The sequence below is a fragment of the Pseudomonas sp. GW823-FHT05G12 genome (assembly GCF_058795575.1).
Map to the genome: position 1 here is coordinate 1,211,251 of NZ_CM179501.1, position 11,783 is coordinate 1,223,033.

The window sequence follows — 11,783 nt, forward strand, 5'->3', positions numbered from 1 at the left end:
CTCCCAGATGGGCCCTGCTCACCACTGTTCCTGGTCATGACGCCGGACCTGTGGGAGCGGGCTTGCCCGCGAAGCGGTGCGTAGCACCGCCACTACCTCGGGATCCAATACATGACCACGACCACCGCCCAACTGCGGGCCTCACCCCTGGACGCGCTTCAGCGCTGGCTGCCCAAGCTGGTGCTGGCACCCAGCATGTTCATCGTCCTGGTGGGCTTCTACGGCTACATCCTCTGGACCTTCGTGCTGTCCTTCACCACCTCGACCTTTCTGCCCACCTACAAGTGGGCGGGCCTTGCGCAATACGCCCGTCTGTTCGACAACGACCGCTGGTGGGTGGCGAGCAAGAACCTGCTTCTGTTCGGCGGCCTGTTCATCGCCATCAGCCTGGCCATCGGTGTGTTGCTGGCGGTGCTGCTGGACCAGCGCATCCGTCGCGAGGGCTTCATTCGCACCATTTACCTGTACCCCATGGCGTTGTCGATGATCGTCACCGGCACGGCCTGGAAGTGGCTGCTCAACCCGGGCATGGGCCTGGACAAGCTGCTGCGTGACTGGGGCTGGGAGGGCTTTCGCCTGGACTGGCTGATCGATCCCGACCGGGTGGTGTATTGCCTGGTGATCGCGGCCGTGTGGCAGGCTTCGGGCTTCATCATGGCCATGTTCCTTGCCGGCTTGCGTGGCGTCGACCCGTCGATCATCCGCGCTGCGCAGATGGATGGCGCCAGCCTGCCGCGCATCTACTGGACCGTGGTGCTGCCCAGCCTGCGCCCGGTGTTCTTCAGCGCGCTGATGATCCTTTCGCACATTGCCATCAAGAGCTTCGACCTGGTGGCGGCAATGACGGCCGGCGGCCCGGGTTACTCCTCCGACTTGCCGGCAATGTTCATGTACTCGTTCACCTTCAGCCGCGGCCAGATGGGCATGGGCTCGGCCAGCGCCATCCTGATGCTCGGGGCGATCCTGGCGATCCTCGTGCCTTACCTGTACTCGGAGCTGCGGAGCAAACGCCATGCATAGTCCTGTCGACAAGCCGGTGCTCAGCCTCAGCCGTATGGCCATCCATGCCGTGTTGCTGATCGCCGTGCTGCTGTATCTGGTACCGCTGGTGGTGATGCTGCTGACCAGCTTCAAGACCCCCGAAGACATCACCACCGGCAACCTGCTGAGCTGGCCTGCAGTGATTACCGGCATAGGCTGGGTCAAGGCCTGGGGAGCGGTCAGCGGTTACTTCTGGAACTCGATTATGATCACCGTGCCCGCGGTGCTGATCTCCACCGCGATTGGTGCACTGAACGGCTACGTGCTGTCGATGTGGCGCTTCCGAGGTTCGCAACTGTTCTTCGGCCTGCTGCTGTTCGGCTGTTTCCTGCCGTTCCAGACCGTGCTGCTGCCGGCCTCGTTCACCCTCGGCAAGCTTGGCCTGGCCAGTACCACTGGTGGCCTGGTGCTGGTGCATGTGGTCTACGGCCTGGCCTTCACCACGCTGTTCTTCCGCAACTTCTACGTGAGCATCCCCGACGCGCTGGTCAAGGCCGCACGGTTGGACGGTGCCGGGTTCTTCACCATCTTCCGCCGCATCATCCTGCCGATGTCCACGCCGATCATCATGGTCTGCCTGATCTGGCAGTTCACCCAGATCTGGAACGACTTCCTGTTCGGCGTGGTGTTCTCCAGCGGCGATTCGCAACCGATTACCGTCGCCCTGAACAATCTGGTCAATACCAGCACCGGGGCCAAGGAATACAACGTCGACATGGCGGCAGCGATGATCGCTGGCCTGCCAACCCTGCTGGTCTACGTGGTGGCAGGCAAATATTTCGTGCGCGGGCTGACGGCCGGCGCGGTCAAGGGGTAAGCCATGGCAACGCTCGAACTTCGCAATGTGAACAAGACCTACGGCAGCGGCCTGCCGGATACCCTCAAGGACATCCAGCTGTCGATCAAGGACGGCGAGTTCCTGATCCTGGTGGGCCCGTCGGGCTGCGGCAAGTCGACCCTGATGAACTGTATCGCCGGCCTGGAGCAGATCACCGGCGGCGCCATCCTCATCGACGAGCAGGACGTCAGTGGCATGAGCCCCAAGGACCGCGATATCGCCATGGTGTTCCAGTCCTATGCGCTGTACCCCACCATGAGCGTGCGCGAGAACATCGAGTTCGGACTGAAGATCCGCAAGCTGCCCCAGGCCGCCATCGACGAGGAAGTGGCGCGGGTGGCCAAGTTGCTGCAGATCGAACACTTGCTGGCGCGCAAGCCGGCGCAGCTGTCCGGTGGCCAACAGCAGCGCGTGGCCATGGGCCGGGCATTGGCGCGGCGACCCAAGATCTACCTGTTCGATGAACCCCTGTCCAACCTCGATGCCAAGCTGCGGGTCGAAATGCGCACCGAAATGAAGTTGATGCACCAGCGCCTGAAGACCACCACGGTGTACGTCACCCATGACCAGATCGAGGCCATGACCCTGGGCGACAAGGTGGCGGTGATGAAGGACGGCATCATCCAGCAGTTCGGCACCCCGCAGCAGATCTACAACGACCCGGCCAACCAGTTCGTGGCCAGCTTCATCGGTTCGCCGCCAATGAACTTCATTCCGGTGCGTCTGGCCAGGCAGGATGGCCGCTTGCTGGCGCTGCTCGACAGCGGCCAGGCGCGCTGCGAACTGCCCTTGGGGGAGGCTGCTGACGCGCTTGAGGGGCGCGAGATCATCCTCGGCATCCGCCCTGAGCAGATCGCCCTGGGCGCTGCTGACGGCAATGGTTTGCCGGCTATCCGCGCCGAGGTCCAGGTCACAGAGCCCACCGGGCCGGACCTGCTGGTGTTCGTCACGCTCAACCAGACCAAGGTGTGCTGCCGCCTGGCGCCAGATGTGGCGTGCCGGGTGGGTGACACCCTCAACCTGCAATTCGACCCGGCCCGGGTGCTGCTGTTCGACGCTGCCAATGGCGAGCGCGTGCACCTGGCCAGCACTGGCGCAACCGCAAAGGACAACGTGGCTCACTTCAAAGGCCGTTGACTCGTCTACACCATCAATAAGAAAAAGAGGACGCAAAGGGATGGAACAGCGCAAACGCATCAAGACACTGGGATCGCTGGCCTTGCTTGCACTTGTAGGCAGCAGCGGTACACAGGCTGCCGAGGCTTTTTCCAGCGAATCCAAATGGATGACCGGCGACTGGGGCGGCACCCGGACCGAGCTGCTGGACAAGGGCTATGACTTCACCCTCGATTATGTGGGTGAGGTGGCTGGCAACCTGCATGGCGGCTACAACGACGACAAGACGGCACGCTACAGCGACCAGTTCGCCCTCGGCGCGCATCTGGACTTGCAGAAGATACTGGGTTGGCATGATGCCGAGTTCAAGCTGGCGATCACCGAGCGAAGCGGTCGCAACCTGTCCAACGACCGCATCAGCGACCCGCGCGCCGGGCAGTTCAGCTCGGTGCAGGAGGTGTGGGGCCGTGGCCAGACCTGGCGCCTGACCCAGATGTGGATCAAGCAGAAGTACTTCGACGGCGCGCTGGACGTGAAATTTGGCCGTTTTGGCGAGGGCGAGGACTTCAACAGCTTCCCTTGCGACTTCCAGAACCTGGCCTTCTGCGGCTCGCAGGTGGGCAACTGGGTGGGCGGCATCTGGTACAACTGGCCGGTCAGCCAGTGGGCGCTGCGGGTGAAGTACAACATCACCCCAGCGTTCTTCGTGCAGGTCGGGGCCTTCGAGCAGAACCCTTCCAACCTGGAAACCGGCAACGGCTTCAAGCTGAGCGGTAGCGGTACCAAGGGGGCGATCTTGCCGGTGGAAGCGGTGTGGTCGCCCAAGGTCAATGGTCTGCCGGGCGAGTACCGCCTGGGTTACTACTACAGCACGGCCAAGGCTGACGATGTGTACGACGACGTCAACGGCAACCCGCAGGGGCTGACCGGTGAGGCCTTCAAATCGCATTCCAGCAAGCACGGATGGTGGGTGGTGGCGCAGCAGCAGGTCACTGCCCATGGCGGCGACGTCAACCGGGGCCTCAGCCTGTTCGCCAACTTCACCGTGCACGACAAGGCCACCAACGTGGTCGACAACTACCAGCAGGTGGGGCTGGTCTACAAAGGCGCTTTCGACGCCCGGCCCAAGGATGACATCGGCTTCGGTGTGGCGCGTATTCATGTGAATGACGACGTGAAGAAGCGCGCCGAACTGCTCAACGCACAGAGCGGCATCAACGATTACGACAACCCTGGTTTCGTACCGCTGCAGCGTACCGAATACAACGCAGAGCTCTACTACGGCTTCCACGTTACCAACTGGCTGACCGTGAGGCCCAACCTGCAGTACATCAAGAGCCCTGGCGGGGTGGACGAGGTGGATAACGCGCTGGTCGCTGGCTTGAAGATTCAGTCGTCATTCTGAGGCAACTTGTTGTAAATTTACGCCAATCCATTTTCGGTTCCCGGCACCCACTGGTCTGCAGTGGGTGTTGGGGATAGGCCGAGACAGCGCTATCTCAAACAACAAGAGCTCTGAACCATGCCCGAACATCCGCTCCATCGCTTCTTCTCCTCGCAGCGGCCCCGGCCGACATTCGAGTGGGAGCGTTATCAGCAGCGCGATGTCCTGATCATCGACCACCCCCGTTGCCAGGCGGTGTTCAGCCGCCAGGGCGCGCAGTTGCTGCACTTTCAACCAGCGGGTGAACGGCCGTGGCTGTGGTGCGCCGAACAGTGGCCGCAGGTGGGGGCGATCCGCGGTGGTGTGCCAGTGTGCTGGCCCTGGTATGGCCGTCATCCCAGCGAAGACCTGTGGCCGGCCCACGGTTGGGCGCGGTTGCTGGACTGGAAGCTGGTGGACAGCCGTGAGGACGAGGAGGGCGTGACCCTGAAATGGCGGCTGGACCTGTGCGACTGGCAGGTCGACCTGCATGCCCGGCTGGGTAGCCGCATGGAGCTGAGCTTGAGCACCGAACATCAGGACAGCGAACCCTGCCAGTTGAGCCATGCGCTGCTGGCGTACTGGCGCATCAGTGACGTGTCCGAGATAGCGCTGTCTGGCCTGGAAGACATCGAGGGCTACGACCGCCTCAACCGCCAGGCTTGCCGTGAAGATGGCGCGCTGAAGCTCAAGGGCGGCTGCCAGAAGGTCTACCCCGGTACGCCACGGGTGCAATTGCAGGACCCGGCCTGGCAGCGCGAGCTGTGCATCGACACCGGTGACAGCGACGACACCGTGGTCTGGCACCCTGGCAATCGCCCGCTGATGGGGGTGACTGGCCGCGAGTCGCAGCGTTTTGTCTGCGTCGAGGCGACCAGCGGCAGTGGCGAAGGCCTGAGCCTGGCACCTGGGCAGCGTGCGCACCTGCGTTTGCAGGCGCACCGGCTCAGTTGAGGTCGTCGTCCTCGATCGGGTAACGGCTGGCGTTGAGGCTTTCCTTGATCTTGCGCAGGTGAGGCTGGAAGTCCACGCCGCGGCGCAAGGTCATGCCGGTGGCCAGTACATCGAGCACGGTCAGCTGGATGATCCGCGAGGTCATTGGCATGTAGATGTCGGTATCTTCCGGCAGCGGAATGTGCAGGCTCAGGCTGCAGGCATTGGCCAGTGGCGAGCCTGCGGCGGTGAGGCCCAGCACCGAAGCGCCGTTTTCACGTGCCAGGCGCGCCACGTCGACCAGTTCGCGGGTGCGCCCGGTGTAGGAAATGATCACGAACAGATCACCGGTGTGGGCGACCGAGGCCAGCATGCGCTGCATCAGCACATCGGCGTGGGCCGACACGGCCAGGTTGAAGCGGAAGAACTTGTGCTGCGCATCCAGGGCCACCGGGGCCGAGGCGCCGAGGCCGAAGAAGTGGATCTGCCGGGCCTGGATCATCATGTCCACGGCGCGGCTGACCTGCTGCGGGTCCAGTTGCTGGCAGGCGCTGTCAAGCGAGGCGATGGCGCTGGCGAAGATCTTCTGGGTGTAGGCGGCCGGGTCATCGTCGGCCTCTACCGCGCGGCTGACATAGGCGGCACCACTGGCCAGGCTCTGCGCCAGTTGCAGCTTGAGCTCGGGGTAGCCGCTGACGCCGAACGAGCGGCAGAAGCGGTTGACGGTCGGTTCGCTGACCTTGGCCGCCTGGGCCAGCGCAGCGATGCTGAAACGGGTGGCTTGTTGCGGGTTGAGCAGGATGACTTCGGCGACTTTGCGTTCGGCCTTGTTCAGCTCGTCGAGGCGGCCCTGGATCTGTTCCAGGAGGTTTCGCACGCGGTCCATGGGTGTGTCCTTGGGTCGGGAAGACAGCCGGCTGTGTGAGCAGCAGGCTTTTTGCACGGTCGTCTATCGTACTGTCGGTGCGGTTGGCGTACCACTTGTCTGTAACACTTGTGTGTAATGTTGTGGTTTTTACTACATTATCCCTTGAAAACCGTGTGTGAAAGCGGTATTCCTAGACCAACTTTAGGAAAGAACCAACATCATGGCCGCAATCAGTGTCGAACCTTGCACCTTTGCCCTGTTTGGCGCCCTCGGCGACCTGGCATTGCGCAAGTTGTTTCCTGCGCTCTACCAGCTCGACCGGGCCAACCTGTTGCACCCGGACACCCGCCTGCTGGCCCTCGCCCGTGAGGTCGGCAGTGCGCAGGAGCACCTGGACAGCATCGAAGCCCACCTGCGCCGGCACGTGCCCGAGGCAGATATCGAGCCTGCTGCGCTGGGGCGCTTCCTTGCCCGCCTGAATTACCAGCACCTGGACTTCCTTCAGCCCGAGGGCTATCAGGCCTTGGCCGAGCAGCTGCCGGGCGAGCTGCCGCTGATCGCCTACTTCGCCACGGCGGCGGCGGTGTATGGGGCCATCTGCGAAAACCTCGACAAGGTCGGGCTGGCTGCGCGCACCCGGGTAGTGCTCGAGAAACCTATTGGCCACGACCTGGAGTCGTCGCGCCGGGTCAACGATGCCGTGGCGCGGTTCTTCCCTGAAAGCCGGGTTTACCGCATTGACCATTACCTGGGCAAAGAGACGGTGCAGAACCTGATTGCCCTGCGCTTCGCCAATAGCCTGTTCGAAACCCAGTGGAACCAGAATTCCATCTCCCATGTGGAGATTACCGTCGCGGAAAAGGTCGGTATCGAGGGCCGTTGGGGTTATTTCGACAAGGCCGGCCAACTGCGCGACATGATCCAGAATCACCTGCTGCAGTTGCTGTGCCTGATCGCCATGGACCCGCCCAGCGAACTGTCCGCCGATGCCATCCGCGACGAGAAGGTGAAAGTGCTCAAAGCCCTGGCACCGATCACTGGTGACGGTTTGAGCACCAGTGTGGTGCGTGGCCAGTACATTGCCGGCTACAGCGAAGGCAAGCCGGTACCTGGTTACCTGGAAGAAGACAACGCCAACGCCCAGAGCGACACCGAAACCTTCGTTGCCCTGCGCGCCGACATCCGTAACTGGCGCTGGTCGGGCGTGCCGTTCTACCTGCGAACCGGCAAGCGCATGCCGCAAAAACTGTCGCAGATCGTCATTCACTTCAAGGAAACGCCGCACTACATCTTCGCCCCGGAACAGCGTTTGCAGATCGGTAACAAGCTGATCATCCGCCTGCAACCGGACGAAGGCATTTCTTTACGGGTGATGACCAAGGAGCAGGGCCTGGACAAGGGCATGCAACTGCGCAGTGGCCCATTGCAGCTGAATTTTTCCGATGCCTGGCGCAGTGCACGAATTCCGGATGCCTACGAGCGGCTGTTGCTCGAAGTGATGCGCGGCAACCAGAACCTGTTCGTGCGCAAGGACGAAATCGAGTATGCCTGGAAGTGGTGCGACCAGTTGATCGCCGGCTGGCGTAATGCGGGCGATGCGCCCAAGCCATACGCGGCGGGCTCCTGGGGGCCGATGAGCTCGATTGCACTGATCACACGCGATGGGAGGGCGTGGTATGGGGATATATGAATTGAAACTGCCAGCGGCCGTGAAGGCTCATGAACTGGCGGATGCCAAGGCACTGTCCGTGTCCTTGGCTCATGATGTGGCTGAGCGCCTGCGCGCCGCGATTGCCGCCAAGGGGCAGGCCTGTGTGGTGTTGTCTGGCGGCCGCAGCCCGGTGCCGTTCCTGGAGAAACTGGCCAGCGAGCACCTGGACTGGGCCAAGGTCACTGTCAGCCTGGCTGATGAGCGCTGGGTGCCGGTGGAGCACGCCGACAGCAATGCCGGCCTGCTGGCCCGTCACCTGTTGAAGGGCGAAGCGGCCAAGGCCCGTTTCGTTGGCCTGTACCAGCAGGCGGAGAACCTCGATGCAGCTGCGCTCAAAGCTGACCAGGCCTTGGCCGAGCTACCGCCGATCGACGTGCTGGTGCTGGGCATGGGCGACGATGGCCATACCGCCTCGCTCTTCCCCGCCAGTCCCAACCTGGAAGCAGGCCTGGACCCGGCCGGCCCACGGCGCTGCCTGCCGTTGCTGGCGCCGAACGTGCCGCACCAGCGCCTGTCGATGACCCGCTCGCTGCTGGCCAGCGCGGCCTTCATCGCGCTGTCTGTGCAAGGCCAGGGCAAACTCGCTACCCTGCGCGCCGCGCTGGCGGGCAACGACCTTACTGAAATGCCGATTCGCGCTTTTCTTCACGACCCCCTGGACATCTACTGGTGCCCATGAGCCAAGGATCCACAGTCATGACCACCCTTGAACGCCCACAGCCCAAGCTCTCGATGGCTGATAAAGCCGCGCGGATCGACGCCATTTGCAAAAAGGCGCGCATCCTGCCGGTAATCACCATTGCTCGTGAGGAAGACATTCTGCCGCTGGCTGACGCCCTGGCCGCTGGCGGTATCCGTACCCTGGAAGTGACCCTGCGCTCACAGCATGGCCTCAAGGCCATTCAGGTGCTGCGTGAGCAGCGCCCGGAGCTGTGTGTCGGCGCCGGTACCGTGCTCGACCGCGGCATGTTCGCGGCGGTTGAAGCTGCGGGCGCGCAGTTCGTCGTTACCCCTGGCATTACCCAGGACATTCTCGAGGCTGGCGTGGACAGTGAAATCCCGCTGTTGCCGGGCATCAGCACGCCGTCCGAAATCATGATGGGCTATGCCCTGGGCTACCGCCGGTTCAAGTTGTTCCCGGCGGAAATCAGCGGCGGCGTAGCGGCGATCAAGGCCTTTGGTGGCCCGTTCGGCGATATTCGTTTTTGTCCCACCGGCGGTGTGAACCCGGCCAACGTGCGCAACTACATGGCACTGCCGAATGTGATGTGCGTGGGTGGAACCTGGATGCTCGACAGCAGCTGGATCAAGAACGGTGACTGGGCGCGGATCGAAGCGTGCAGTGCCGAGGCGATGGCGCTGCTGGACGCCAACTGAAAACAGTTGTGTGCTTTACGGCTTGTGGGGCGCTTGGTCGGCGCCCCTTTTTTTGCCTGGGGTATTTGCCGTGGTTGTGCTGGCCCTTTCGCGGGTAAACCCGCTCCTACGCACCGATCTGCGGTGGACACACACCGGGTGTTGGACACAGGCCGTCGTAGGAGCGGGTTTACCCGCGAATGGGCCGGGCCCGCTGGCCAATATCCCTGGCCGTTCACCGTTGCCGTGGCCTGCGTATTCGCGGGTAAACCCGCTCCTACACCTGATCGGTGGTGGACACACATTGGTGATTGGGCGCAGCCCGTCGTAGGAGCGGGTTTACCCGCGAAAGGGCCAGTCCAGGCCAACAAAAAGCCCGCATCAAACGATGCGGGCTTTCTCATCCCTCATTCCAGGCTTCAGGCCGCCTTGGCTTCCTGCTGGCTCAGCGAGCGGTTCAGTGCACTGAACAGCGCCTTGAAGCTGGCCGTGGTGATGTTCTCATCGATACCCACGCCATGTACCGGGCGGCCACCGGCCACGCGCAGTTCGATGTAGGCAGCTGCCTTGGCGTTGGTGCCAGCGCCAATCGCATGCTCGTTGTAGTCCATGATCTCCACGGCAATCGGCAGGCCGGCCACCAGTGCTTCCAGGGCGCCGTTGCCCTTGCCGCGCCAGTGCAGGGTGGTTTCGCCTTCACCGGCAACTTCCACTTCCACGGCGCTGTGGCCGTTTTCTTCCTGCAGGCGATGGCTGACCAGTGCGTATGGCGCGTTGGCCTGGAGGTATTCCTTGTGCAGCAGGCTGTAGATCTGCTGGGCGGTCATTTCCAGGCCCAGGCGGTCAGTCTCACCCTGCACCACCTGGCTGAATTCGATCTGCATGCGACGCGGCAGGCTGATGCCATATTCCTGCTCGAGCAGGTAGGTGATACCGCCTTTGCCCGACTGGCTGTTGACGCGGATTACCGCTTCGTAGCTGCGGCCGATGTCGGCCGGGTCGATCGGCAGGTAAGGCACCTCCCACAGTTCCCCATCCTGCTGCTTGGCGAAGCCCTTGCGGATGGCGTCCTGGTGCGAGCCGGAGAACGCGGTATGGACCAGGTCGCCCACATACGGGTGACGAGGGTGTACCGGCAACTGGTTGCATTCTTCGACCACCTTGCGCACGCCGTCGATGTCGGAGAAGTCCAGCAACGGGTCGATGCCCTGGGTGTAGAGGTTCAGTGCCAAGGTCACCAGGTCGACGTTACCGGTACGCTCGCCGTTGCCGAACAGGCAGCCTTCGGCACGGTCGGCGCCGGCCATGAGGCCCAGTTCGGTGGCAGCGATGCCGGTGCCGCGGTCGTTGTGGCAGTGCAGGCTGATGATCACGCTGTCGCGGCGGCTGACGTTGCGGCAGAACCACTCGATCTGGTCGGCGTAGATATTTGGCGTGGACACTTCCACGGTGGCCGGCAGGTTGAGGATGATCTTGTGTTCAGGGGTAGGGTTCCACACCTCGATGACCGCGTCGCAGACCTCCTTGGCGAACTCCATTTCAGTGGCGCTGAAGGTTTCTGGCGAGTACTGGAAGGTCCACTGGGTTTCCGGCTGCTGGGCGGCGTACTTGACGAACAGCTTGGCCGCGTTCACCGCGATGTCCTTCACGCCTTGCTTGTCCTGATTGAAGACGATGCGGCGGAACGACGGGCTGGTGGCGTTGTACAGGTGGACGATGGCCTTCTTCGCACCGCGCAGCGATTCGAAAGTACGGGCAATCAGGTCTTCACGTGCCTGGGTGAGCACCTGGATGGTGGTGTCATCCGGGATGTGGCCGTCCTCGATCAGGGTGCGCACGAAGTCGAAATCGGTTTGCGAGGCAGACGGGAACGAGGCTTCGATCTCCTTCACGCCAACCTGCACCAAGGTCTTCCAGAAGCGCAGTTTCTTCTCCGAGTCCATCGGCTCTATCAGCGACTGGTTGCCGTCACGCAGGTCGGAACTGCACCAGATAGGTGCCTGGGTGATGGTCTTCGACGGCCAGGTACGGTCAGGCAGGTCGATGGTCGGGAAAGCGCGGTATTTCTTCGAAGGGTCTTTGAGCATGGTCATGGAAGCAATCCTTTTGTGTGCGGCCGAGATCGGGCCTGCCGAGCGATAACGATATGAAGAGGCGAGGCGACGCGATTCAGCCTGGTAGTCGGGCGCTGACCAGGCAGAGGCTGCGATGTTGTCGGAGCAGGATGAGGGTGCTGAAGGTTTTCATGCCTTCAAACTTAACCAGTGGGGTGGGGGATGGCAAGCGTTCGGGAAAAATTGAGAGGAATGCTTAAAAAAAGCCATTAGGCGAGATTTTATGGCTTGGATCTGCTAGGCGCTTATTGATGTTTGCGCAGTATTTTTCGATGGCGCAACACAGTTGAACTGCTGTCGACTGTGCTGGCCTCTTCGCGGGCATGCCCGCTCCCACAAGTATTGTGCTGTGTCTGAAGGCTTCGCTGTACCTGTGGGAGCGG

10 protein-coding genes are annotated in these 11,783 nt (G+C 62.4%); 8 read left to right on the forward strand and 2 right to left on the reverse strand.

Going from position 1 to position 11,783, the window contains the following annotated elements:
- Nucleotides 1-111: 111 nt before the first annotated feature.
- The 5 genes from AC3RCM_RS05555 (at nt 112) to AC3RCM_RS05575 (ending at nt 5,372) form a co-directional block, all read left to right on the forward strand.
- Entirely contained in the window at nt 112-1,020 is a 909-nt protein-coding gene (locus AC3RCM_RS05555; RefSeq protein ID WP_003255050.1) for a carbohydrate ABC transporter permease, read from the forward strand.
- Entirely contained in the window at nt 1,013-1,858 is an 846-nt protein-coding gene (locus AC3RCM_RS05560; RefSeq protein WP_010952198.1) for a carbohydrate ABC transporter permease, read from the forward strand. Before AC3RCM_RS05555 ends, AC3RCM_RS05560 begins: the two co-directional genes overlap by 8 nt.
- Before the next feature lie 3 nt (nt 1,859-1,861).
- Nucleotides 1,862-3,016 carry an ABC transporter ATP-binding protein gene (locus tag AC3RCM_RS05565; RefSeq protein ID WP_064493192.1) on the forward strand — a complete coding sequence of 385 codons (1,155 nt, stop codon included), beginning with the start codon at nt 1,862-1,864 and terminating at the stop codon, nt 3,014-3,016.
- Between the two features lie 40 nt (nt 3,017-3,056).
- On the forward strand, nt 3,057-4,400 hold the full coding sequence (locus AC3RCM_RS05570; RefSeq protein WP_064493193.1) for a carbohydrate porin: 1,344 nt from the start codon (nt 3,057-3,059) through the stop codon (nt 4,398-4,400).
- A gap of 117 nt (nt 4,401-4,517) precedes the next feature.
- Nucleotides 4,518-5,372, forward strand: coding sequence for a D-hexose-6-phosphate mutarotase (locus AC3RCM_RS05575; protein WP_003255044.1), 855 nt, complete (start codon nt 4,518-4,520; stop codon nt 5,370-5,372).
- Here the strand turns inward: AC3RCM_RS05575 and hexR are convergent.
- On the reverse strand, nt 5,365-6,228 hold the full coding sequence (gene hexR, locus AC3RCM_RS05580) for a DNA-binding transcriptional regulator HexR (RefSeq protein WP_198748214.1): 864 nt from the start codon (nt 6,226-6,228) through the stop codon (nt 5,365-5,367). The genes AC3RCM_RS05575 and hexR overlap by 8 nt on opposite strands.
- A 211-nt stretch (nt 6,229-6,439) precedes the next feature.
- On the opposite strand from hexR, the gene zwf reads away from it, so the two are divergent.
- The 3 genes from zwf to AC3RCM_RS05595 are packed head-to-tail and all read left to right on the forward strand — an operon-like array spanning nt 6,440 to nt 9,307.
- Nucleotides 6,440-7,909, forward strand: a complete 1,470-nt coding sequence (zwf, locus tag AC3RCM_RS05585; protein ID WP_010952201.1) for a glucose-6-phosphate dehydrogenase — start codon at nt 6,440-6,442, stop codon at nt 7,907-7,909.
- A complete protein-coding gene (gene pgl / locus AC3RCM_RS05590) occupies nt 7,896-8,609 on the forward strand; it encodes a 6-phosphogluconolactonase (RefSeq protein WP_104886625.1) in 714 nt (237 codons plus the stop codon). The genes zwf and pgl overlap by 14 nt, the downstream gene beginning before the upstream one ends.
- Before the next feature lie 17 nt (nt 8,610-8,626).
- Nucleotides 8,627-9,307, forward strand: coding sequence for a bifunctional 4-hydroxy-2-oxoglutarate aldolase/2-dehydro-3-deoxy-phosphogluconate aldolase (locus AC3RCM_RS05595; protein WP_064493196.1), 681 nt, complete (start codon nt 8,627-8,629; stop codon nt 9,305-9,307).
- Between the two features lie 398 nt (nt 9,308-9,705).
- Here the strand turns inward: AC3RCM_RS05595 and leuA are convergent, their stop codons facing one another.
- Nucleotides 9,706-11,379 (reverse strand): 2-isopropylmalate synthase, encoded by a 1,674-nt coding sequence (gene leuA, locus AC3RCM_RS05600; protein ID WP_010952204.1) that lies wholly within the window; start codon nt 11,377-11,379, stop codon nt 9,706-9,708.
- Nucleotides 11,380-11,783 lie beyond the last annotated feature (404 nt).